Below are 25,856 nucleotides of genomic sequence, written 5' to 3'. Positions count from 1 at the left end.
CCGTATACCCATTGGTCGTGAACCCACTTGTCCACGACTCCCCTGACGACCACCGAAGCAACAGAATTGATGCTTCCCTATAGGGTTGGGCCGCTCAGGTCAACCGGCCAAACCTCTGAGCGCAATTCGATCCGATTGAATCGTACCGCCGCTCTGGTCCTTTTTGACGCGCATTTGGCCCGAAAACCGTTTCACACTTTTCGGAATGCGCTCTAATGCGCCTCATCCCAGTTATGCGCTGCGCGCGCATCGACATGCAGCGGTACAGCAAGCGAGACGGCTGGCATCGCCGCATTTTCCATAATGTGACGAACGACCGGTATGGTCTTTTCGACTTCACTATCAGGCACTTCGAAGATCAGTTCATCGTGCACTTGCAACAACATGCGCGCGGCAAGATTTTGCTCCGCCAGCGCATCTTCCATGCGGATCATGGCGCGGCGGATAATGTCGGCGGCGGAACCCTGTATCGGCGCATTGATGGCCGCGCGCTCATTGAACGCACGAACCTGCGGGTTGGATGCCCTGATATCGGGATAATGCGCACGACGCCCGAAAATCGTTTCGACATAGCCATTCTCGCGCGCGAAAGCTTTGGTCGCCTCCATGTAATCCTTGATGCCGGGGAAGCGCTCGAAATAGGTGCGGATATATTGCCCTGCTTCTTCGCGCGGAATCGACAACTGGTTGGCAAGGCCGAATGCAGAAATGCCGTAGATGATGCCGAAATTGATTGCCTTGGCACGGCGGCGCACTTCCGACGGCATACCTTCCACCGGCACGCCGAACATTTCGGATGCCGTCATGGCGTGAATGTCCATGCCGTCGGCAAAGGCCTGCTTCAGTTGCGCGATATCGGCCACATGGGCCAGCACGCGCAGTTCGATCTGGCTGTAATCGGCAGAAACCAGCTTGTTGCCGGGTTCGGCAATGAAGGCCGTCCTGATCTTGCGGCCTTCTGCGGTGCGCACCGGAATATTTTGCAGGTTCGGGTCGGATGACGAAAGACGTCCGGTCGAAGTGGACGCCATCGCATAGGACGTATGAACACGCTTGGTCTCGGGGTTGATGAACCCCGGCAGCGCATCGGTATAGGTGGATTTGAGCTTGGTGAGCTGACGCCAGTCGACGATCTTGCGCGGCAGCGGATGACCTTCGGCAGCAAGGTCTTCCAGCACCTGCGCAGACGTGGACCATTGACCGGTCTTGGTCTTCGACGCGCCCGACAGGCTCATCTTGCCAAACAGAATATCGCCAAGCTGCTTGGGCGAACCGATATTGAATCTTTCGCCTGCCAGTTCGTAAATCTCGTCTTCATAGGCAGCGGCAGCCTGCGCCAGATCGCCAGAAAGACGCGACAGTACCTGGCGGTCAACGGCAATGCCGCGTTCTTCCATGCGCGCCAAAACATCGACCAGCGGACGTTCCAGACGTTCATAGACCGACATCAGCCCTTCAGCTGCAAGACGCGGTTTCAGAACTTGCCACAGGCGCAAGGTCACATCGGCGTCTTCCGCCGCGTAAGCCGTAGCACGGTCGAGATCGACCATATCGAAGCTGACAGCGCTCTTGCCGCTTCCCGCCACATCCTTATAGGGAATTGGCGTATGACCGAGCCAGCGCTCGGACAACGGGTCCATGCCATGGCTGCCCGTGCCAGCATCAAGCACATAGGAAATCAGCATCGTATCGTCGAACGAGACTGTATTGATCCCATGGCGGCGCATGACCAGCCAGTCATATTTCATGTTCTGCGCGATCTTGAGAACGGAAGCATCCTCAAGCACAATCTTCAACGCGGCCAGCGCCTCATCCAGCGGAATTTGTCCTTCGACCATGCCGCCGCCGAGAAGATCACCGGCGCCAGACTTGTGTTGGAGCGGAATATAAGCGGCTCTGCCCGGCGCCAAGGCCAGAGAAAAACCAACCAGCTCCGCCTGCATCGGATCAAGCGACGTCGTTTCCGTATCGAAGGCCAAAACACCGGTTTCAACCGCCTCTGCGAGCCAGAGTTTCAGCGTGGCGATATCGCGAATGCAGGTATAAGCGCTCGTATCGATTGTCTGTGCGGTTGCTTCTGTCGCCCGCTTTTCTGCGAGCGCCTTCGGCGTGTAGCCCTGATCCGAGGCAGCGACAGCGGATGTCGGTTGCGACGCAGCATTATCAGCCTTGGCGGGAACATCGACATCGGGACCATGGGCGTCCGCGCCCCAGTCTGTCTCCACATGGCACGGCTCGACAGCCGATGCGTCGGTGTCAGTCGCTTCGGCCACCCGGCGAGTGAGCGAAGTGAATTCCATAGCCTTCAGGAAGCCGATCAGCTTCGGGCCGTTCTGCGGCTCCAGCACCAGACTGTCCAGATCGACATCCAGCGGCACGTCGGTCTTGAGTGTAACCAGCTCGCGCGAAATCTTCGTCTGGTCGGCAAACGCCAGAATGTTCTCGCGACGCTTGTTCTGCTTGATTTCGGAAGCGCGGGCCAGAAGCGTATCGAGATCGCCGAATTCTTCCAGCAATTGCGCCGCCGTCTTCGGCCCGATGCCGGGAATGCCAGGAACATTGTCGGTGCTGTCGCCGGTCAACGATTGCAGGTCGATCATCTTTTCCGGCGGAACGCCCCATTTCTCGATCACTTCCGGGATCGAAATCTGCTTGTCCTTCATGCTGTCATACATCGATACGCTTGGCGTCACGAGCTGCATGAGATCCTTGTCAGACGAAACGATGGTGACATCGCCGCCAGCCTGCTCGGCAATACGGGCATAGGTCGCGATCAGGTCGTCAGCCTCGAAACCTTCCTTCTCGATGCAGGGCAGATTGAATGCGCGCGTTGCCTGACGGATGAGGCCGAACTGGGGAATGAGATCTTCCGGCGGAGCGGTGCGATTGGCCTTGTATTCAGGATAGATTTCATTGCGGAACGTCTTCGACGAATAATCGAAGATGACCGCAAAATGGGTCGGCACCACGCCCACATCGGTGTTGCGCGCATCTTTCAAGAGCTTCCATAGCATGTTGCAGAAGCCCGAGACGGCGCCGACCGGCAGACCATCCGTCTTGCGGGTCAGCGGTGGCAGGGCATGATAGGCGCGGAAAATATAGCCCGAGCCGTCAACGAGAAAGAGATGATCGCCTTTTTTCATAAGCTAGAATTAGAGGAAATGACGCCTAAAGAAAACCACTCCCGTGTCAGGAGAAACATCCGTCCACGTGAAAGAAAACCCATCACGTCGCGGTAACACGTTTGTTACAGATTTGTAATCTTCCGTGCCCTTGAATAGCCACAGTTGAAAGGCCAAATCTCAGTCATCGACAGTTCGTCGGTCGCCGGTTTTCTGACCCGTCCCCCGTTGGATGCCGGATGCTAGCGGTAGCCTCATTCCCCTCTCCGGGCTGCCGCTTTGAGTGTAGTGACATGGCCGTTGCGGTACCCCCTCACCGTAACGGCCAATTCATTTTATCGAGGCTCTTCTTTCTTCCAAACCGGGTTTCATCCTGACGACGCTGGTTGTAGTGTGCCGCCAGTTTACGTTACGACTCGTCAGGAAGTTTCCATGTCCCAGCAATCGTCTGCGCAATCGCTCGACAAAGTACTCAGCCACCTCGACGCCAATCTCGATCAGAGCCTCGATCGCCTGTTTGATCTTTTGCGGATCAAGTCGATTTCGACCGACCCGGCCTACAAGGCCGATTGCCGCAAGGCTGCGGAATGGCTCGTCGAAGATTTGAAGACAATCGGTTTCGATGCCAGTGTGCGCGACACGCCCGGCCACCCGATGGTGGTTGCCCATCATGAAGGCGCGACACCGGATGCGCCGCACGTGCTGTTCTATGGTCACTATGACGTGCAGCCGGTCGATCCGCTAAATCTTTGGGAAAACGATCCTTTCGATCCGGCTATCAAGGACGTGGGTAATGGCCGCAAGATCCTGACCGGTCGCGGCACGTCCGACGACAAGGGCCAGCTGATGACCTTTGTGGAAGCCTGCCGCGCCTACAAGGCAATCAATGGCAATCTGCCAGTCAAGGTGACACTCCTGTTTGAAGGTGAAGAGGAATCCGGCTCGCCATCGCTGAAGCCGTTCCTCGACGCCAACAAGCAAGAGCTGAAGGCCGATGTGGCACTCGTCTGCGACACGGCCATGTGGGACGCAGAAACACCTGCCATCAGCGTGGGCTTGCGCGGCCTCGTCGGCGAGGAGATCGTCATCAAGGCAGCCGATCGCGATCTCCATTCCGGCTTCTTCGGCGGTGCTGCGGCAAACCCGATCCATATCCTGACAAAAATTCTGGCCGACCTGCACGACGAAACCGGGCGCGTGACAGTTCCCGATTTCTATGAGGGCGTCGAAGAAACACCGACGCAGATTCTGAAGTCATGGGAAAGCCTTGGCCGCACGGCTGAAAACTTCCTCGGTCCGATCGGTCTGTCCATTCCATCCGGCGAAAAAGGCCGCAGCGTTCTGGAACTGACATGGGCGCGCCCGACCGCTGAAGTCAACGGCATCACCGGCGGCTATACCGGCGAAGGCTTCAAGACTGTCATTGCAGCAGAAGCTTCCGCCAAGGTTTCGTTCCGTCTTGTCCACAAGCAGGACCCGGTCAAAATCCGCGAAGCCTTCCGCACATTCGTCAAGGAACGTCTGCCAGCCGATTGTTCGGTCGAGTTCCATCCGCATGGCGGCTCGCCAGCCATCCAGCTACCTTATGATTCACCGCTTGTTTCCAAGGCCAAGAATGCGCTTTCCGACGAATGGCCGAAGCCAGCCGTGTTGATCGCCATGGGCGGCTCGATCCCGATTGTCGGCGACTTCGACAAGTTCCTCGGCATGGAATCGCTGCTCGTGGGCTTTGGCCTCGAAGATGACCGCATCCATTCGCCCAATGAAAAATACGAGCTGAACTCCTTCCACAAGGGACAACGCTCTTGGGCACGTATTATGGCGGCTATCGCCGCGAAGTAAGGATAACTGAATGACTATCCGTTTTCACAAGAACGATCTGCCGAACCTCGACAACTATCAGGTCGATGCGGTCGCCATCGACACCGAAACGCTGGGCCTGAACCCGCATCGTGACCGGCTTTGCGTGGTGCAAATTTCGCCTGGTGACGGCACGGCAGACGTGATTCAGATTGAAGCCGGTCAGAAGAAGGCCCCCAATCTGGTCAAGCTTCTGAAGGATCGCTCGATCACCAAGATCTTTCATTTTGGCCGCTTCGATCTGGCCGTGCTGGCGCAGGCTTTCGGCACCATGCCGCAACCTGTGTTCTGCACCAAGATCGCATCGAAGCTGACCCGTACCTATACGGACCGCCATGGCCTGAAAGAGCTTTGCAACGAGCTTCTCGACGTTTCGATTTCCAAGCAGCAGCAATCATCGGACTGGGCAGCGGAAACACTGTCAGCTGCGCAGCTCGAATATGCGGCTTCCGACGTGCTCTATCTGCATCGTCTGAAAGCCGTGCTCGAACAGCGGCTGGAACGCGATGGCCGTGCGAAACAGGCCGAAGCCTGCTTCAAGTTCCTGCCAACGCGCTCGGAACTCGATCTGATGGGCTGGCCCGAGGACGACATTTTCGCCCATTCGTGATGAGATCAAACGGCGGCGGTAGCCGCCGTTTTCTTTTGCGGCGCCTGATCGATATAGGCCCAGCCGGGACGGCGGAACAGAAACTGTCCGTAACCGCTCCACTGGATACAGCCATAAAGAATGACCGGACCGATGACGCCGCTGGCTGTCGTCAGGAGCGAGACTGTACCGATATCGCCAATGCCGAGTTTCAGCAGCGCTGTGCGGGCAATGGCCATCGGCAGGAAGAAAGCCAGATAGACGACAATCGAATGCGCACCGAGCCAGCTCAAGCCTCGATGCAGCCAGTTTCTGGCCGACAGCAGGCTGAGGAGCGAAGATATGGAAATGATTGCCAGCGCACCCACCAGACCCAGGAGAAGTGAAACGACCGGCAGATCGCTGATTGCGCCCCGCCCATCCAGAAGGTCGCTTGCGGGTGATATCAGCGCGGCAAGGCTTTCCGGCACTGGCATGAAGACGAGCTTGTATTCGATCAAGCCCCAGACCAGCAGTCCGGCAACACCGATGAGCGGGCGCTGTCGAAGCCAGTCCGCAGCCCGGAAGATGGCGGGAGCAAAAGCATAGCCCGCATAGAAATAGACGAAACGGGAGCAGAATTCGTCGACCATAATCCAACCCGTATGGATCGGCAGGATTTCGAGAAATGCCAGCGCCGTAAAGGTCACGCCTACCGGCACGTGCTTCAAAAGCCGCGTCGCGATGAAGAAAACAGGCAGGATATAGATGAACCAGAGCGTTCCGAACGGTTCGATGAAAGCCATCAGATAGGCGTTCACCACACCGGAAACTCCGGCTTCGCTGGCAATGCCCGGCGCCTTGAACGCAAACTGGATCGTCAGCCACAGAATATAGAAATAGAGAAAATGCACGACCTTGCGGTCAAGATAACGCCGCCATGGCCGGTCGATCACAAGACTGAGAAACAAGCCTGATATCATGAAGAAATCCGGCATACGGAAGGGTTTGGCAAAGGCGACCACATAGTGCATCCAGCCCTGGGCACCGGCTGCTTTCTCCACGCCCAGCGTCGAATGCATCATGACCACGAAGATGATGCAGATACCCTTGGCAATATCGACCCAGTCGACCCGCCCATTCATGCCCTTCGTGTCATGCATTTCCGTTTCCCCCGCAAGTTCTGTCGCTTTCTATAACGCGACAACGGCGGAATTACATCCGGTATAACTTGCGTGTGCCTGCGCCATATTGCGCCTGACGACGTCAAGACTCCTCACAGGGTGCTCACGCTAACGTGTACCGCTCTGGCGACATTCCCCTTGATGTGTCTCGTTTGCTACAGACTTTTGACAGCAATCGCTTATATTAGGGACAAATATTGGTTCTGAGACTTTCCTTCAGGAGGTTTATCATGAAGCTCAAGGCCCTTCTTCTTGCATCGACTGTCGCCCTTGTGGCCGCTACAGGCGCAAAGGCTGCTGACGCTGTCATCGAGCAGGAACCAGTTCCGGTTGTGGTTGCACCAACCTTTACCTGGAGCGGTGCTTACATCGGTGGCCAGATCGGCTACGGCTGGGGCAAGTCCGATTTCAGCGGCGACGTCTATAGCTTTGGCAACGTCAAGCCGGATGGCTTCCTCGGCGGCATCTATGCCGGTTACAACTTCGATCTCGGCAACAGCATCGTTCTCGGTATCGACGGCGACGTGACCTACAATGATGTTTCCAAGGACATCGATGTCTACAGCGGCGACCTCGCAGTTGGCGATTTCGAAACCAAGCTTCGCTGGTCCGGTGCCGTTCGCGCACGTGTCGGTTATGCGGTTGATCGCTTCATGCCCTACCTCGCCGGTGGTGTTGCATTCGGCAACATCAAAAACAGCGGCAGCATTGACGGTATCGGCAGCTTCTCCGAAAGCAAGACGCTTACCGGCTGGACTGCAGGCGCCGGCGTTGACTATGCCGCAACCGACAACCTGATCGTTCGCCTCGAATATCGCTACACCGACTATGGCGATAAGGACATTGAGTTTGGCGGCCTGAATGTCAATCAGGACTTCAAGACCAACGAAGTTCGCCTCGGCGTCGCATACAAGTTCTAATTCTGGTTGAAAACATATCTGAAAAGGCTCCGCATCGCGGGGCCTTTTTTTTCGTTGGCATAGGCCTGAATTTATTTGGATAAAATTTATTGATAACTAAAATACATAGAACGAAAAAACATTCGGAGTTTGCTTTTTAGTAAAGCAAAAATTGAATAATAACAAATTGTATATTAATTTATCTCTAAACTATATTTATGTTGCCATAATGCTACATACATCATGACATAGAAATACTATTTAAAAATCCATATCGAACATATTTTATAGGAGTTTTCGATGAAGTTCAGAGTTCTACTTGGTGCTTCCCTGCTCGCAGTCGTCGCCAGCACCGGTGCTTATGCAGCCGACGCAATCGTTTCGCAGGAACCTGCCCCAATGGCAGCTCCCGCCTTCTCATGGGGCGGCGCTTATATCGGTGGTGAAATTGGCTGGGGCTGGGGCCGCGCCAAGCTTGACGACAAGTCCACGGATCAGTCCAACGAGTTCAAGCCGAACGGCTTCATCGGTGGCGTCTATGCTGGCTATAACTTCGACATGGGCAACAATGTCATTCTCGGCGTTGACGGCAACTTCGACTACAACGACCTGAAGAAGTCGCACGACTATATTTCGAACAGCAACGCTGTTCAGACTTCAGCTGAAACGAAGCTGCAGTGGTCGGGCGCTGTTCGCGCACGCGCTGGTTATGCCGTTGACCGCTTCATGCCCTACATCGCCGGTGGCGTTGCTTTCGGCGGCGTGAAGAACTCGCTCAATGTCGGCGGCAGCGACTATAACAACGACAAGACCCTGACCGGCTGGACTGTTGGTACCGGCGTTGACTACGCTGCGACCGACAATGTCCTTCTGCGCCTCGAATATCGCTATACCGATTTCGGCAACAAGGATTTCGACCTTGGCAACACCGCGACACGCGGTTCGTTCAAGACCAACGATATCCGCCTCGGTGTTGCTTACAAGTTCTAATACCAAACTCGATGAGTTTGACTCATCGCGTTTTGGTTAAGCCTGTGCGGCGATTGAGCATTTTCAGGGCATGATGCGTTAGCATTTCGTCGCCCTGGGATAAGCACATAATCGGGCCTATAACTGAGAAAAGGCTCCGCCCCCGCGGAGCCTTTTTTGTGTGTGAACGATTTACGTCCCTTTAAACTGCCGCATTTACCCTGCACCGGATTAGGCCCTTATTTGCTTTTGCGGCACAAAATCCCGTAAAGCACGCAGACATTATTCAGAATGACCGGTCCACATCACGATTGGACCGGCAAACGGGTGGGCGGATCCAGGCTGACATGACATCGCGTGACGATAAAAACCGGCGCATCGAACCTTCCTTCGGTGGCGAAGAGAAAAAAGATGACGAGGTTTTTCGCGTCGACGAGGAGGATCGCATGGCACGCTCACAGCAGCGCCGACGCAGGCAATCAGAAGAACCGGAACCACGCGCTTCACGACGTGGCAAGAAGAAGCCGCGTGGCTTTTTCGGCTTTCTGCGCCGCTCGATCTACTGGTGCCTCGTACTTGGCCTCTGGGGCGGTATCGCCTTTGCAGGCATGCTGGTCTATTTCGCAGCCAAGATGCCGCCGACGACGGATTGGGCCATTCCTGATCGTCCACCGAATGTGCGTATCGTTGACGTCAACGGAAACCTGATCGCCAATCGCGGGACTACCGGCGGCGAGGCCGTGGGCTTGCATGAAATGTCGCCCTTTATCCCGAAGGCCGTCATCGCTATCGAGGATCGCCGCTTCTATTCGCATTTCGGCATTGACCCCATCGGCCTTGCCCGCGCGGTAGTAACCAACGTTGTTTCGGGCCGCGCTGTTCAGGGCGGATCAACGCTGACCCAGCAGCTTGCCAAGAACCTGTTTCTTTCTCCCGACCGCACGCTTGAGCGTAAAGTGCAGGAAGTCATGCTCGCGCTCTGGCTTGAGCACAAATACACCAAGGACCAGATTCTCGAGATGTATCTGAACCGGGTCTATCTCGGTTCCGGTGCTTTCGGTGTTGATGCGGCCTCCCGGCGTTATTTCAGCAAGCCCGCCAAGGATGTGAACCTGATGGAAGCGGCAACCCTTGCCGGTCTTCTGAAGGCACCGTCTCGTCTGTCACCTGCCCGTGATCCGGAAGCCGCCGCTGCACGTGCCAAGCTGGTGCTGGGTGCCATGCGCGAGGAAGGCATGATCGACGACAGCCAGATGGCCATCGCCGAAAGCGAACCGATGACGCGTGCGCCATCCTACTGGCAGGGCTCGGAAAACTATGTTGCTGACAAGGTTGTGGCGGAACTACCCGAGCTGATCGGTGAAGCGAAGGAAGACATCACCGTCCAGACCACCATCGATCTGAACCTGCAGCGCGCAGGCGAAGAGGCGATCAAGGACCAGATTTCCCAGAGCGGTACAAAGATGAACGCCAGTCAGGGCGCGCTCGTTTCCATTGACAGTACCGGCGCAGTTCGCGCCATGGTCGGCGGCGTCGATTATGCCACAAGCCAGTTCGACCGTGTCACCGATGCTCACCGCCAACCTGCATCATCCTTCAAGCCCTTCGTCTATCTGACAGCGCTCGAACAGGGGCGGACACCGGACTCGGTACGCAACGATGCTCCGGTTCGTATCGGCAAATGGACGCCGAGCAACGATAACGGCAAATATATGGGACAGGTGACGCTGGCTACCGCCCTTTCTCATTCACTGAACTCCGTTGCGGCGCAGCTCGTGATGGAAGTCGGCCCGCAGACCGTGATCGACACGGCCCATCGGCTTGGCGTTCAGTCCAAACTCGAAGCCAATGCCTCGCTGGCACTCGGCACGTCGGAAGTGACCCTGTTGGAACTGACCGATGCCTATGTGCCCTTTGCCAATGGCGGCTATCGCGCGCCGGTCTATTTCATCACCAAGGTGACGGATTCCGACGGCAAGGTTCTTTATCAGAAGGAAGATGGCGTTGGCCCGCGTGTCATCGATGAACGCAATGTCGGCATGATGAACGCCATGCTGCGGCGCACGGTGGAAGACGGGACGGCAAAGCGCGCCGCCTTCGGCTGGCCCGCAGCAGGCAAGACCGGCACCAGCCAGAATTTCCGCGATGCGTGGTTTGTCGGCTATACGGCCAACCTCACAACCGGTGTATGGTTCGGCAATGATGACGGCAAGGGCATGAAGCGCGTGTTCGGTTCGACCCTACCGGTCGCCGCTTGGAAAAACTTCATGAAGGAAGCACATAAGGGCGTGCCGATTGCCGAGCTTCCCGGCCATTACGATATCCAGAACGTCGTTCCCGGTGGCAGCGACGGCATCGATCCGAATGCGCCTTACGATCCCGGCATGATGCCGCAGGATTCCTATGGCAATCAGCCGATGGCGGCTAATGGTGATGACGGCTACTGGCCACCTGCTCCGGATTCCGCTGCCCGCAGCGGTATCCAGCAGTCGAATGAGACGGGCCGCCCACTCGCCGAACAGCCCGGCGCTGCGACTTACCCGGCCAATGCCAATGACAATTACCGCCCGATGCCGCCAGGCGACGTGGGCGGCGGGCAGCCGCAGCAGCCAGGAAAATCAACGACATTGCTCGATATCATCATGGGTAATTCACAGTAACATCAATAGAGGCCGCCACTGGCGGTCTTTACTCGCGATCAAGTGAAGCAGCTTCAATACAAGCTTGTTCGAGCGCGTTTCGATCTGATTAAGTCAGATCAACGCTCTCACTATTTCCGCTAACACGCACAGTTTCCGAAAACCGTTTCACACTTTTCGTGATGCGCTTTAATTCCCCTCGAAATCTTGAGCGGCTTGGTCTATTCAAGATTGGAGAGCGAGGTTTCCATGTCCCAAGTCACCAAAACAGACGTTGCCGGTTCCGATACTCCCAAGGCGGATACCGAACGTAAAACTCTGGTCCTGACCGGTGCCAGCCGTGGCATCGGCCATGCGACGGTGAAGCGTTTTTCGCGGGCCGGGTGGCGCGTCATCACCTGCTCGCGACAGGATTTTTCCGACAATTGCCCCTGGCCTGCCGGTCCGGAAGATCACATCAAGGTCGACCTCGCCGATCAGGAAGATGTCGGCAAGGCAATCGCTGAAATCCGCCGCCGTCTCGAAGCCGATGGCAGCAAGCTTCATGCACTAGTCAACAATGCAGGTATTTCGCCGAAGGCGGAGGGCGGACGCCGCATGAATTCCATCGAAACGCCCATGGCGGTCTGGCGCGATGTATTTCAGGTCAACTTCCTTGCCTCGATCATGCTGGCACGTGGCCTGTTCAAGGAACTCGAGGCTGCACATGGCTCGGTGGTCAATGTGACCTCGATCGCGGGTAGCCGCGTGCACCCATTTGCCGGAACCGCCTATGCTACATCGAAGGCCGCACTTGCTGCCCTGACCCGCGAAATGGCCTCCGACTTCGGCCCTTACGGTATCCGCGTCAATGCCATTGCACCGGGAGAAATCGATACGGCGATCCTTTCACCGGGAACCGACAAGCTAGTGGAACAGCTTCCGATGCGCCGCCTCGGCAAGACATCGGAAGTGGCGGAAACCATCTACTTCCTCTGCTCCGAGGCCTCATCCTATGTGACGGGTTCGGAAATTCATATCAATGGCGGCCAGCACGTCTGACATCTTAACAAAGCGCGGAGATTGAAATTCTTCGCGCTTTTGTGCTTATGTCTGTTTCAATCGATTTAACAACAGAGTTGTGCCTTCATGATCCTTTGCTGCGGTGAATCCCTGATCGACATGCTGCCACGCGAAACCGCAGCGGGAGAGACCGCATTCCAGCCTTTCGCGGGTGGCTCCGTCTTCAACACGGCCATCGCACTTGGACGCCTTGAGGTCCCAACCGGTTTCTTTTCAGGCATTTCCTCCGATTTTTTCGGCGAGGTGCTGCGCGATAATCTGGCGCGATCCAATGTCGATTATTCTTTTGCCGCAATCTCGGACCGCCCGACGACACTGGCTTTCGTGCGTCTGGTCGATGGGCAGGCGCGTTACGCCTTCTATGATGAAAATACTGCTGGCCGCATGCTGGCCGAGAGCGACATGCCCTATGTCGATGATGCCATCGACGCCATGCTGTTCGGCTGCATCAGCCTGATTTCCGAACCGTGCGGCAGCGTCTATGAAGCGCTGATGACGCGTGAGGCACCAAGGCGGGTCATGTTCCTCGACCCGAATATCCGTGCTGGCTTCATCACCGACCGCGAAAAACATCTGGCGCGCATGAAGCGCATGATCGCGCTCGCCGATATCGTGAAGCTCTCCGATGAAGATCTCGCCTGGTTTGGCGAAAAGGGCAGCCACGACGAAATCGCAGCCGAATGGCTGAAGCTCGGACCGAAACTGGTGGTCATCACCAAGGGCGCGCATGGCGCTGACGCCTATACGACCAAGGCAACCGTGCGCGTGCCGGGTGTGAAAGTGGACGTGATTGACACCGTTGGCGCGGGCGACACGGTCAATGCGGGCATTCTCGCCAGCCTTCACAATCAGGGCCTTCTCGACAAGGACGCGCTTGCCGGACTGACTGAAGACCAGATTCATTCCGCCGTCGCGCTCGGGGTCCGGGCTGCTGCCGTCACCGTCTCGCGTGCAGGTGCAAACCCGCCATGGGCGCATGAGATGAAGGATTGACGCAAGGCAAAGCCGTGACATGATGCGTCCGGCCTGCGTCGACCTTTTCCGACAAGGTCCGAACAGGAGTCCAGAACATCATGAGCATCGAATTTCTGCTGACATCCTTCATCATCGTTGCATCGCCTGGTACTGGCGTGCTGGTAACGCTTGCGGCAGGGCTGTCCCGTGGCGCACGGGCCTCAGTCATTGCCGCGCTCGGCTGCACGCTCGGCATCGTGCCGCATATGCTGGCTGCCGTGACAGGGCTGGCGGCTCTGCTCCATACCAGCGCACTTGCTTTCGAGGTCATCAAATATGCAGGCGTTGCCTATCTGCTCTATATGGCGTGGATGACGCTCAAGGAGCATGGCACACTGAAGATCGAAACCAACGACGCGCCGCGTTCGGACCGTGAGGTCATCTGGTCGGCGATCCTCGTCAATCTGCTGAACCCCAAACTGTCGATATTCTTCTTTGCCTTCCTGCCGCAGTTCGTAAATACGCAGCAGGGCGGGACGGTTGCCCGTATGGTGGAACTGTCTCTCGTCTTCATGGCGATGACATTCGTGGTGTTTGCGTTCTACGGTGTGTTCGCAGCCGCCGTCCGTAACCAGATCATCTCGCGCCCCGCTGTGCTTGCATGGATGCGCCGCAGCTTTGCTGCCGCCTTCGTCGCGCTCGGGGCAAAACTCGCACTGACCGAACGATAGACCATGGCCCAGAATATTTATGATCGCGACGAATTCTTCGCCGCTTACAGCCAGTTGCCACGTTCCGTGCATGGGCTGGAAGGCGCGCCTGAATGGCCACTTGTCCGTTCACTTTTGCCCGATCTGACCGGCCGTGACGTTGCCGATCTCGGTTGCGGTTTCGGCTGGTTTTGCCGCTTTGCTCGCGAACAGGGAGCTGCCTCCCTCACCGGCTACGACCTTTCAGAAAACATGCTCGAACGCGCACGCCGCGACACACAGGATGACGCCATTCGCTACATTCAGGCCGACATGGAAAGGCTGGAACTTCCAGAAGCAAGCTTCGATCTCGTCTACAGTTCTTTGGCCTTTCACTATATCCGCGACTTCCCGCGTCTTTTGAAAGCGATCCATGCAGCTTTGCGGCCAGAAGGTCGCTTTGTTTTCACGATTGAGCATCCGATCTTCATGGCGCCGCTTACGCCGGGCTGGATCGAGGAAGGCAACGGCCAGAAGCGCTGGCCGGTCTATCATTATGCAGTGGAAGGTGAGAGGCGGACCGATTGGCTGGCAGAGGGTGTCATCAAATATCACCGCCGCCTCAGCACCTCCGTTAATGCGCTGATTGAGGCCGGATTTGCCATCAACCGGCTGGAGGAATGGCATCCGTCGCCAGAGCAGATCGCGGCATGGCCAGCACTGTCGGAGGAGATGGAACGACCTATGCTGTTGATAGTTTCCGCTAGCCGACAGACTGCTTGACCAGCCACATTTCACGCCTTTTATAGGGGTGGGCGGGACACGAATCAGACTGGCGAGGAGAAACCATGGACGTGTTGCGCATTGCTGCCTTTTCGCAAGGCAATCAGGGCGGCAATCCCGCTGGAGTGTTGATCGCCGATCGCCTCCCCTCCCCGCAAGATATGCAGAAAATCGCAAAGGATGTGGGCTTTTCCGAAACCGCCTTTGCTGCGCCGGAGGACGATAGCTGGCGCGTTCGCTATTTTGCGCCGGAAATGGAAGTGCCGTTCTGCGGTCACGCTACCATTGCTCTCGGCGCTGCGTTGGCCATGCGCATGGGCGATGGACGTTTCGCACTCAAGCTCAACAATGGCGATATCAGCGTCGAAGGCCGCAAGGAAGGCGAGCTGTTTGCGGCCAGCCTGCAATCGCCACCGACGCGCCAGCGTGCCGCCAATGATGCGGAAGTGGAACAGGCGCTGGCACTGTTCAGTTTCGAACAGGATGATCTGGCACCCGGTCCGGCACCGGCCCTGATCCATGCCGGGGCGGACCATATCGTGCTTCCGCTTCGTTCACGCGAAAAGCTGGCTTCGATGCATTACGACATGACGCGCGGGCGCATCCTGATGAAGCGGCAAGGCTGGACGACGATCCTGCTCATCTATTCCGAGACGCCGAAGCGCTTCCACAGCCGCAACCCGTTTGCCTCCGGCGGAGTTTATGAAGACCCGGCGACTGGCGCGGCCACGGCGGCCTTTGCCGCCTATCTGCGTGATAGCGGCTGGCCGCATGGCGGCGAGATCGAAGTCTTTCAGGGCGAGGATATGGGCAGTCCGTCACATCTGCGCGCCCAGATCGGCAATGAGCGCGGCGGCTCTATCCGCGTTTCCGGCACCGCACGGTTGATGGAATAGAGCGCATCCCGAAAAGTGTGAAACGGTTTTCGGATAAGATGCGCGTCAAAACAAAAGATTAGGGCGCCGATCTGATCCAGTCAGATCGAAACGCGCTTTAATCGCTCGTTGCAGCTCGTCACACGCGGACGAGCTGCTCCACCCGCTCCTCATTTCCGAAGAACTTGAGATAACGAGCCACTTCCTTGGGATCGCCGGTCGCCTTTTGCGGATTGTCGGAAAGCTTGACCGCCGGATGGCCGTTGGCATCCGTCACCTTGCAGACCAGCGAGATGGCATTCAGCCCTTCGATTTCCTTCGGAGCGCAACCTGCAAAATCATTGGTGAGGTTGGTGCCCCAGCCGAAGCTCATACGCACACGCCCTTCGAAGTGACGGTAAGTCTCCTCGATCGTATCCACATCGAGCGCGTCGGAAAAGATCAGCAGCTTTTCGCGCGGGTCCTTGCCGCGTGACTTCCACCACTCGATGATGCGCTCGCCGCCTTCGATGGGCGGGGCACTGTCGGGGCGAAAGCCGGTCCAGTCGGCAACCCAGTCCGGCGCATTACGCAGGAAGGCAGCCGTGCCGAAAGCATCGGGCAGAACGATCAGAAGATTGCCGCCATAGTAACGGTTCCAGTCCTGCAGCACGCGATAGGGGGCTGAGCGCAGTTCCTCGTCATTCTTGGCAAGAGCTGCCAGCACCATCGGCAATTCATGCGCATTGGTGCCAAGTGCTTCAAGATCGGTATCCATGGCCAGAAGCACATTGCTGGTGCCGGTGAAGGCATCGCCAATGCCTTCCTTCAGCGCTTCGACGCACCAGCGCTGCCACAGGAAGGAATGGCGGCGGCGCGTGCCGAAGTCGGAAATCTTCAGCCCCGGCAGCTGGCGCAGACGTTCAACCTTGCTCCACATCTTCGCCTTGGCGCGCGCATAAAGCACGTCGAGCGAAAACGGTCCGAGGTTCTTCATCGCCGCGCGCGAACGCAGCTCGTTGATGATGGCAAGTGCGGGAATTTCCCACATGGTCGTGTGCGACCACGGTCCATGGAAATGCAGCTCGTACTGGCCGTCCTTGCGGCGCAGATCATATTCCGGAAGCTGGAAATCGTGCAGCCAGTTCAGGAACTCGGGCTGGAAAATCTGCTTGCGGCCATAGAAACTGTTACCCGCCAGCCAGATCATTTCCTTCTTGGAGAAACGCAGCGTGCGGGCATGGTCGAGCTGCGCACGCAATTCGCCCTCATCGATTTCGTCGGCAAGGCGCACAGAAGTCGTGCGATTGATGAGCGAGAAGGTTGCATCCACCTTGGGGTAAAGGCCCCAAATCATCTGCAGCATCAGAAGCTTGTAGAAGTCCGTATCCAGAAGGCTGCGGACGATGGGATCGAGCTTCCATGCGTGATTGTAGACGCGGCGCGCAATATCAGTCTTGGCCATGACGGCCTCCAGAAAAAGCATGTTTCCGATAGCACAAACATCCGGCTTTACTTCGCCGAGTCGTGCAAAAGGCGGGTTTTCACCCGCCTTTTTAATCGGTTCACTTCTGTTTGGGAAGCTCTACGACGATTTCGTGTTCTCCGTCCGGCTTGATCGGCACACCCTCTTCCGGCTTGCCGACCTTGCGACCGTTGAGCTTCACCACCTTGTCCTTGGCACTGGGGGCACCTACCACGACCTTCACGCGATAGAGCGCTTCGCCAAAGCGGAGCTCGGCTTCATAGCCATCCCATTCCGGCGGCAAGGCCGGGTCGAGATGCAGGCGGTCGCCGTGTTTTGTGACGCCAAGGATACCCTCCGTCGCAACGCGGTAGAACCAGCCGGCGGAACCGGTGTACCAGGTCCAGCCACCCTGCCCGCGACGCGGCTCGACAGAATAGATGTCGGCTGCAATCACATAAGGCTCGACGCGGTAGATATCCGGGTTGCGACCATGACTGACCGGGCTGATGAGCGAGAACAGACGCCATGCTTCAGCCGTCTTGCCCATGCGGGCGAGCGCCAGAATGGCCCAGGTCGCACCGTGGGTGTACTGGCCGCCATTCTCACGAACGCCCGGTGGATACCCCTTGATGTAGCCCGGCTCCTGAATGGTCCTGTCGAAAGGCGGCGTGAAGAGACGCAGCAATTCGCCTTCGTCATCCAGCAGGTACTTTTCGAGCGAAGCCATCGCCTGTTCGGCGCGCTTCGGATCGGCAACGCCGGAAAGCACGCTCCACGACTGTGCGATGGCATCGATCTGGCATTCGTCACTGTCCTTCGAGCCAAGCGGTGCGCCGTTGTCGTAGAAACCACGGCGATACCACTGGCCATCCCAACCATCGCGGTCGAGCGCTTCGGTCAGGCTTTCCAGATGTGCTTTCCAGATATCGACGCGCTTCTTGTCCTTGCGCCCTTCGGCAATCGGGATGAATTTACCGAGCGTATAGGCGAGGAACCAGCCAAGCCAAACGCTCTCGCCCTCTCCCTTCACGCCGACGAGATTCATGCCGTCGTTCCAGTCGCCGCCGAGGATCAGCGGCAGACCGTGCTTGCCGGTTCGCTCGACAGCAAGGTCGAGCGCCAAGGCGCAATGCTCATAAAGGCTTGCCGTCTGTTCGGAGATTTCCGGCTGATAGAAGGCATCGTGTTCGCCCTCCTCCAGCTTGCGCCCTTCGAGGAACGGCAGCTTTTCATCGAGGATCGAGCGGTCGCCCGTCGTCTCGACATAAAGCGAAGCGCCATAGCCGAGCCAGACAACATCGTCCGAGATCAGCGTGCGGACGCCCGCCCCGGTCGCTGGCAGCCACCAATGCTGGACATCGCCTTCCGGGAACTGGCGTGATGCCGCATTGAGTATCTGCGCGCGGGCAAGCGTCGGATCAATCAGAAGCAGCGACAGCGTGTCCTGCAACTGATCACGGAAGCCGAACGCACCACTTGCCTGATAGAAGGCAGCGCGGGCCCATATACGGCAGGCAATCGCCTGATAGGGCAGCCAGCCATTGACCAGAAGGTCGAAAGCAGGGTCTGGCGTTTTCACCTGAACGCGGTCGAACAGGCCTTCCCACTGCTGTCTGGCAGCAGCAAGCTTGTCACCGAACGACACCTTGCGGGTTTCGGCGATCAGCGCCTTCGCCTGTCTCTGATCGGCGGCATTGCCGAGCAGGAAGACGATCTCGCGTGCTTCACCCGGCCCCACTTCGATATCAAGAGCGAGCGCCGCACATGGATCGCGGCCTGCTTCGACCGTACCCGAAAGCGCCTTGCCAGCCAGCACGACTTCCGGCTTGTCCACCGAACCGGTGGTGCCGATGAACTCGCTGCGGTCGGCAGTGACGGATTGCGGCTTTTCGGTTGCCGCAAAGAAAGCAATCTGCCCGGACTTGTCCGGATGATACGGATTGCCTGCAAAGAGTGCGCCCAATTCCTCGTCCTGCGAAGGTACAATGAAAGGCACGTTCTTGGAGCGGGCATTGCCCAGCACCCATTCCACATAGCCATAGACGCGCAGCTTGCGCTTGGAACGCCCGTTATTGGTGACGGTCAGACGAGACAGGCGCACCGGCTTGTCCGCATCCACGATGTGGGTGAGGTCGAGTGCCAATTCGCCATGCTGTGCCCCGAAGCTCGAATAGCCGTGGCCATGACGCGCTTCATAGGTCACGGCCTCATCGCGCAGCACGCTTGCCGTTGGCGCAAAGGTGCGGCCCGTTTCACGGTCGAGGACATAGATCGCCTCGCCCGGACGGTTCGTGACCGGATCGTTCGCCCATGGGGTGAGCTGATAATCGCGGCTGTTGCCTGCCCAGGTGAAGGCCGAACCTTCCGCCGAGACATGGAAGCCGAAATTCGGATTGGCGATCACATTGATCCACGGATGCGGCGTGTTGGCGCGGTTGTTGACGCGCACTACATAGCTGCCGTCCTCGGCAAAGCCACCATAACCATTCCAGAAACGAAGATCGTCCCCGGACGGCGCAGGACGGTTTACTACAGGCTTGACCACAGGACGGCGTTCTTCCGTCCCGCGTTCAATGGCGACAGGCGCAAGCCCCGCAGCACCCAGCCCCTGAGCCGAAGCCTGACCGCCAATGGCAGTCTTGGCATCGCGCGCCGCCAGATCGACGGTGATTTCCTCGCTGCGACGAAGCTGCTCGGCCAGCGAGCCGTTCTGCGCATGCATGACGATGCGCGCCGAGGCGAGCAGCGTGTTGTAGCTTTCGTCGCTCATCTGGTCGCGGCGCACCGCGAAGATGTGCGGCTGACCGCCACCACGGGCGCGGAAACCTTCCACGATCCAGTCGATGGCGCGCTGTGTGTCCTGCGCATAGGAGAAGGCACGCTCGTTGACCGCCACGACATCGACGGTTAGGCCCTTCGAGCGCCAGTATTCCTGCGCGCGCAGCACACCACGCAACACGTCGAGATCAGCTTCGTTGTCGATACGCAATGCGAAAATCGGATAGTCGCCGGATATCGACATCGGCCACAGGTCGGACTGCTTGCCGAGGCCGCTGGCGATGGTTTCCGGCGGCTGGCGCAATGTCCGCTCCGGATAGAGCAGATAGGCGGCCACCTTCTGATAGTCGGCAGCTTCGGCAGGCTTGATGCCGATATGGTAGAGCTGCACCTGCGAGCTGGTCCATGACAGCGAATATTCGCGGGCGAAGGTTTCCGGATGCCGATGCAGCGCCACGGCGTGTTCTACCGCATCGCGGCTGCCGCCTGCGAAGGTCCAGAAAACGAGGCTCACCTTTTTATGCGCCGGAACGCGGACACGTGTACGCACCGAAGCGATCGGGTCGAGCACGCAACCCTGGCTGCCGTTGAACTTGGCACCCTGATCGAAGGCAGCCGCATCGCGCAAGCTGCGGCCACGACCGACAAAGGCACGGCGGTCGGTTTCGACTTCCGTTTCGCGGATCGAGCCGGAAAGATCGGTCACGAAATGCGCGACGTGGATATCCGGATCGGATGGCGCGCGCTTGCGGCGCTTGGCATAGATGGTCGAACCGTTATCGGAGATTTCGGTCTCTACGAACATCTTGGCAAAGGCCGGATGGGCGGCATCGCTGTCGCTGTCGGTCAGCACCAGTTCCGCATAGGAGGTGACCTCGATCATACGGTCGCGGGCGGACGTGTTGATGATGTCGAGCCTGCGGCCTTCGCCGTCCGATTCCGACGACACGATCACTTCCATAACGGTCTTGATGTCACCGGCGGTCTTGTAGAATTCCGCCTTGTCTTCGGTGAAGACCGTTTTGGTTTCCTCTTCCGGGTTGCGGACCGGTTCGCCGGTTGCCGACCACCAGTATCCGCTTTCCATGTCGCGCAGGAACAGGAACGTGCCCTGAAGGTCTTCCGACGCATCGGCGTGGAAGCGGGTAATGTCCCAATTGTGCCAGCGGCTGTAGCCTGAACCGTTTGCTGTCACCATCAGCGCATATTGTCCGTTCGACATCATATGCGTGGTGCGCGGCGCCTTGAACGGCTTGTCGACAATCCGCATCGGCGCATCGTCGAAGCCACCCGAATCCACGCGCATCGGATTTTCCGTCTTGGCGTAGATCATCGGGATTTCGCGCGGTGCCTTTTCCTGCAGGAGCAGTTCGGCGGCCTCGATCACCGGATCGGAGTGGAAACGCTCGCGCATCCGGCCTTCAAAGATCACGTTGTTGACCGCGATGATCGCCATGCCGTGGTGATGGGCGTAGTAGTTCTTCACCACAGCACAGAGTTCGCCTTCGCGAACACGTGACGGCGTGAAGTCCACCGAATCATGGAAGCCATAGCGTCCGAGCGCGCCGAGCTTGGCAAGGCGCTTCAGGTTCGCGACAGCGGCAGCAGGCTGATACTGCGCGGCGAGCAGGCTCGCATAGGGCGCGATGACCGCATTACGCGACAGGCCACGCTGCAGACCGAGATTGGGCACACCGAAATTGGAATACTGGTAGTTCATATGCGCGTCTCGCGCATTGAACGCCGCTTCCGAAATACCCCATGGCAGACCGCGCGAGGTCGCATAATCGATCTGGCGCTGCACCACGAGCTTGTTGGTCTGGTCAAGCAGCGAACCAAGCGGCTCGGACATGACCAGCGGCGGCATCAGATATTCGAACATCGAGCCGGACCAGGAGAGCAGAGCGCCCTTCCAGCCCACCGGCACCAGAAGACGGCCAAGCTTGAACCAATGTTCGACCGGAACGTCGCCCTTGGCGATGGCGAACAGGCTCGCCAGACGCGCTTCGGACGCCAGAAGATCGTAGCAGCTTTCGTCCAGTTCGTTTTCCTGCACACGGAAACCGATGGAGAGAAGGCGGCGTTCCTTCCGTTCGAGGAAACCGAACTGCATATCGAATGCGAGCTGGCGCGAACGGGTAGCAAGATAGCGCAAACGCTCACGCAGCGCGTCCGTATCGTGCTCGCCGATGGAATCCTCAGTATGCGCCTTGCAGGTATCGACGAGAATGCGCGCCCATTCCACGGCTTCAGCGCTTGCCGGGGTTTCGATTTCGCCATCGAGTTCGTCCATCAGGCGAACGATGTCGGTTGCAAACAGCGACAGGTTGATGGTGCGGAAGGAGGCCGTTTCCGGCTCATCCTTGATGGAAATCACGGCGCGGCGGAAATTGGCAATCCGCTCTTCCAGACGGCGGCGCAGCGGACGCAGAATCCGGCGATCATCCGGGATTCTCGCGATTGTCTCTTCAAGGATGTCGTTGACATCAAGGATACCGTCGAGGTCGCCCTGCATGTAGACGGATGGTGCTTCCGCCCATTCTTCCAGCGCCGACGACAGCGTGACCAGATGCCCGGCAAGATTGCCGCTATCCACCGCAGAGACATAAAGCGGGCGCATCGGCGTCAGCGTGTTGGTCTCGTACCAGTTGTAGAGATGGCCCTGATACTTCTCCATCTTCTCAAGCGTATCGACAGTGGCTTGAACGCGGTCCAGCGTTTCACCGAAGCCGATCCAGCCGAAATCGCGCGCGGCGACGACGGACAGGAGATAGACGCCGATATTGGTCGGCGACGTGCGCTGCGCGACAATCGGCGCCGGATCTTCCTGGAAGTTGTCCGGCGGCAGATGGTGGTTTTCCTCGTTTGCGAACTCGGCGAAATAACGCCAGGTCCGGCGTGCATAGCGGCGCAGGTCCGACTTGTCGGAAGAAAGCACTTCCAGCGTGTCCTGCGGCTTCGCCGAACGGCTGACCAGCCATGCAATCAGCGGTGAGGCAAACCAGATGACGGCAAATGGCGCTGCGATCATTGCCGCATGACTTTGGGCAGCAAGCGGGATGAAGATCGCCAGACCCGCAATGGCTATGGCCGGCCACATCAGCTGGAAATAAAACAGCAGCGTATCGGGCGAGGTTCTCGCCTGCGCAGCCGTGCGCCATTCCAGAAGATTGCGATGCGAGACGAACAGGCGATAGACGGTACGCACAATCGCATCCGCCATCAGGAACGCCGAATGGGCGATGAAGGTGGTGCGCAGCGCCACATCGGCCGTGCCGAGCGCGATGTCAGTCAGCACCGACTGCGCATGACCTTTCAGCGAATAGTCCATGTTCGATGGAATGAGATTGGTCACAATGCCGAATGTCGGCGCAACGAACATGGAGAGAATGAGGAAGCCCTGCCAGACGGCAGCAGGCCCGATTGGCAGCACGCTCCAGCCGACGACGGCTGCGATCAGCCACAGGATCGGATTGAGCGAGCGGCGCAGGTTGTCGACCATCTTCCAGCGCGTGATGTGGCTGACGCCACGACTTGTCGAAAACAGCCAGGGCAGAAGCTGCCAGTCGCCACGCGCCCAGCGATGATGACGCGATACGTCGACATTGTAGCCGGTCGGATAATCCTCGACCACTTCGACATCGCTGACCAGAGCCGCGCGGGAATAGCCGCCTTCGAGAAGATCGTGGCTGAGCAGCGTGTTCTCAGGCACGCGGCCCTTCAGCGCTGCCTCGAAGGCATCGATGTCGTAAAGTCCCTTGCCGGTGAAGGTGCCTTCACCGAGCAGGTCCTGATAGGTGTCGGACACGGCGAAGACATAAGGGTCGATACCGCGATTGACGGAGAAGACGCGCTGCAGGAACGACGCCTCGTCACCGGTGGTGAGCGAGGGCGTTACGCGCGGCTGGAGGATGCCGTAACCGCGCACGACCTTGCCGGTCTTTTCGTCGATGATCGGACGGTTCAGAGGATGGCTGAGCTTGCCGGCCAGATGCGTGACGGATTCCGGCGTCAGACGCGTGTCGGCGTCCAGCGTCATCACATATTTGATTTCCTTCGGCAGGCGTTCGTCCGGCGGGAAAAAGCTCGTATCCTGATCACCGCGCAGCAGCAGGTTCAGCTCGTGCAGCTTGCCGCGCTTGCGCTCCCAGCCCATCCAGCAATTCTGCTTCTCGTTGAAGAGGCGACGACGATGCATGAGGAAAAAGCGTGGCTGGTCGTCGCCGGTATAATGCTCGTTGAGCTTGGCGATTTCCTCGCGCGCATATTCATAGATTTCCATATCCGCAGGGGTGATTTCCTGCTTCGCATCGGTCCAGTCACTGACCAGCGCAAAGTAGATTTCACCACGCGGATTGGTCAGATAATGAACTTCCAGATTGCGAATCTGCTCATCGATGGAATCACGCGAGGTGATGAAGGTCGGCACCGCGACCAGCGTGCGCGCCTCCTCCGGCAAGCCTTCCTTATATTCGAAACCGATGAGCCGCGTCGGCTGGACAAACCATGGCACCAGCGCATTGAACAGCGAATAGGACGCGTCCATTGCCGGGAAGATCGCCAGAAGCGTGAACAGCGTGCGCAGATCAGTCGAAAGACCGGCGCGGATCATGCAGTAATTGACGAGCAGAAGGATCAGGATCGTGAAGATCGCCGTCGGGATGAACAGCCCCCACAGACCGAGACCACGATAGAAGCGCAGCGCCTTGACGCCGAACGGCGCCTTGTAGCCACAAACCTTTTCCAGCTCCTTGCGCCCTTCGCCGGACAGGTAATAGGCGATTGCGCCTTTGCCCTCGGCTTCCGGATGACCGGCCTTTTCCGCACGATGTCCGTCTTCGGCCAGTTTCAGCGCAGCCCATGTGATGTCGATTTCGCTCATGTCCGAATACCGGGCGAGCTTTTCAATGGTCACGCGATAGGCATTGCGGGAACGGAAATCCAGAAGCTCGAAATCGCTGTGGTCACGCAGGATCGCATCGACCTCGTTGACGGTTTCGAACCAGGTTTCCCAGTCCACGTCATCGATGGATTTCAGGCTGCGGATGACATTGCCCATCGTGACGCCGCCGGTGGACTGGCGGGCATGTTCCTCAACGATGGCGTCTTCCGGATTGCTGCCTTCCTGCTCCAGAATCCGTTCCAGCCAGCTGGCAGCAGCCGTGGTGTCGGTCGATGAGGAACGCAAGCGATAAAGAAGGTGGGTCGCGAAAGTGCTGTCGCGGGCAGCATCGGCATATTGCGCCAGAACCGAATCCAGTTCGGCACCGTCGGTGGCAACCACGATGCGGTCGGCGGCCGTATTGGCGAGATTGCGCATGATGCGCGCGCGGTCGACGCGCAGCGCCAGACGGCGTGCATTCTCGATCAGGAAATAACGCACCGCAGAAGGCAGCGCCCACAATTCACCGATCTTCAGGGGCTCCACGGTCTGGAAACCCTTGACGATGGCCGTCAGCGTCTTCAGCGAGAAATTGCTGTCCGTATGGGCGACATAAAGCCAGGCCAGCGCGAAAATGCGCGGCATGCCTTCATATTTCTCAACCGGCGCCTTGTAGAGCGGCAGCTGACGGATGAAGCGGCGTGGCAGGTCGCGGCGGGCCTGCTGCACGTTCTTGTCGATCTGGTAGTGATTGTCGAGCAGCCATTGCGCGGCTGGCGTGATGGTCTCGCCCGCACGCGATGCGGCATCTGAGGCGCGATAGGCATGCAGGATCAGCTTGCCGTTTTCGGAAAGGCGCTGATCGAACGGGAAGGCGATATAGCCCGGCAGCGGAATGTCTTCGCCCCGCGCCACGGCAGCGGCAAGCGCGCCAAGCTCTTCCTCGGTTTTATACAAGGCCCGGATGGGAGATGGTTGTTCGGGCGGAATCCGGCCCGATGCATCGGGCTCGCTGGATTTGGGTTCCATCGAAGGTTTCTGCATCGGCGATTTATTCTCGGTAGAGGTTGAATTGGAGAGCGAAGAAGACAATTCCGGCATCTGCCTTAACAGCCTTTCCGAAGGAAATGAGTTATCTGCGGCGG

At 58.1% G+C, this 25,856-nt stretch carries 14 protein-coding genes; 10 read left to right on the top strand and 4 right to left on the bottom strand.

Annotated features, from left to right (window positions below; all coding sequences use genetic code 11):
* Positions 1-212: 212 nt before the first annotated feature.
* On the bottom strand, positions 213-3,143 hold the full coding sequence (gene polA / locus LJ361_RS00710) for a DNA polymerase I (RefSeq protein WP_010657973.1): 2,931 nt from the start codon (positions 3,141-3,143) through the stop codon (positions 213-215).
* Positions 3,144-3,554: 411 nt separating this feature from the next.
* On the opposite strand from polA, the gene LJ361_RS00705 reads away from it, so the two are divergent.
* Together LJ361_RS00705 and LJ361_RS00700 are read left to right on the top strand one after the other, a co-directional pair.
* Positions 3,555-4,964: a dipeptidase gene (locus LJ361_RS00705; RefSeq protein ID WP_010657972.1), complete on the top strand. Its 1,410-nt coding sequence runs from the start codon at positions 3,555-3,557 to the stop codon at positions 4,962-4,964.
* A 10-nt stretch (positions 4,965-4,974) separates the two neighbouring features.
* The gene (locus tag LJ361_RS00700; protein WP_011982348.1) at positions 4,975-5,592 is read left to right on the top strand and encodes a ribonuclease D; all 618 of its coding nucleotides are present in this window, start codon (positions 4,975-4,977) and stop codon (positions 5,590-5,592) included.
* Positions 5,593-5,597: 5 nt separating this feature from the next.
* On the opposite strand, the gene LJ361_RS00695 is transcribed toward LJ361_RS00700, so the two are convergent.
* On the bottom strand, positions 5,598-6,713 hold the full coding sequence (locus tag LJ361_RS00695; protein WP_010657970.1) for an acyltransferase family protein: 1,116 nt from the start codon (positions 6,711-6,713) through the stop codon (positions 5,598-5,600).
* A 251-nt stretch (positions 6,714-6,964) separates the two neighbouring features.
* Between LJ361_RS00695 and LJ361_RS00690 the strand changes: the two genes are divergently transcribed.
* From LJ361_RS00690 to LJ361_RS00655, 8 genes are all read left to right on the top strand, one after another.
* Complete coding sequence (locus tag LJ361_RS00690; protein WP_010657969.1) at positions 6,965-7,654, top strand: outer membrane protein; 690 nt, start codon at positions 6,965-6,967, stop codon at positions 7,652-7,654.
* 279 nt (positions 7,655-7,933) lie between these two features.
* Positions 7,934-8,623 carry an outer membrane protein gene (locus LJ361_RS00685; protein ID WP_010657968.1) on the top strand — a complete coding sequence of 230 codons (690 nt, stop codon included), beginning with the start codon at positions 7,934-7,936 and terminating at the stop codon, positions 8,621-8,623.
* A 326-nt stretch (positions 8,624-8,949) separates the two neighbouring features.
* Positions 8,950-11,262 carry a transglycosylase domain-containing protein gene (locus LJ361_RS00680; protein ID WP_010657967.1) on the top strand — a complete coding sequence of 771 codons (2,313 nt, stop codon included), beginning with the start codon at positions 8,950-8,952 and terminating at the stop codon, positions 11,260-11,262.
* Positions 11,263-11,490: 228 nt separating this feature from the next.
* Entirely contained in the window at positions 11,491-12,282 is a 792-nt protein-coding gene (locus LJ361_RS00675) for an SDR family NAD(P)-dependent oxidoreductase (RefSeq protein ID WP_010657966.1), read from the top strand.
* Positions 12,283-12,369: 87 nt separating this feature from the next.
* Entirely contained in the window at positions 12,370-13,296 is a 927-nt protein-coding gene (locus LJ361_RS00670; RefSeq protein WP_010657965.1) for a carbohydrate kinase family protein, read from the top strand.
* A gap of 80 nt (positions 13,297-13,376) precedes the next feature.
* On the top strand, positions 13,377-13,988 hold the full coding sequence (locus LJ361_RS00665) for a LysE family translocator (protein ID WP_010657964.1): 612 nt from the start codon (positions 13,377-13,379) through the stop codon (positions 13,986-13,988).
* A 3-nt stretch (positions 13,989-13,991) separates the two neighbouring features.
* On the top strand, positions 13,992-14,729 hold the full coding sequence (locus LJ361_RS00660) for a class I SAM-dependent methyltransferase (RefSeq protein ID WP_010657963.1): 738 nt from the start codon (positions 13,992-13,994) through the stop codon (positions 14,727-14,729).
* A 65-nt stretch (positions 14,730-14,794) separates the two neighbouring features.
* The gene (locus LJ361_RS00655) at positions 14,795-15,625 is read left to right on the top strand and encodes a PhzF family phenazine biosynthesis protein (RefSeq protein WP_010657962.1); all 831 of its coding nucleotides are present in this window, start codon (positions 14,795-14,797) and stop codon (positions 15,623-15,625) included.
* 118 nt (positions 15,626-15,743) lie between these two features.
* Here the strand turns inward: LJ361_RS00655 and pncB are convergent, their stop codons facing one another.
* Positions 15,744-17,048: a nicotinate phosphoribosyltransferase gene (pncB, locus tag LJ361_RS00650; protein WP_010657961.1), complete on the bottom strand. Its 1,305-nt coding sequence runs from the start codon at positions 17,046-17,048 to the stop codon at positions 15,744-15,746.
* A 100-nt stretch (positions 17,049-17,148) separates the two neighbouring features.
* The gene (locus tag LJ361_RS00645; RefSeq protein ID WP_029375849.1) at positions 17,149-25,812 is read right to left on the bottom strand and encodes a GH36-type glycosyl hydrolase domain-containing protein; all 8,664 of its coding nucleotides are present in this window, start codon (positions 25,810-25,812) and stop codon (positions 17,149-17,151) included.
* Between the last annotated feature and the right edge of the window lie 44 nt (positions 25,813-25,856).

This window comes from Brucella sp. JSBI001, assembly GCF_026014005.1.
Classification (GTDB): Bacteria; Pseudomonadota; Alphaproteobacteria; order Rhizobiales; family Rhizobiaceae; genus Brucella; species Brucella anthropi.
Note: the sequence above shows the minus strand (reverse complement) of the source record. Positions and strands in the feature narration are given on the sequence as shown.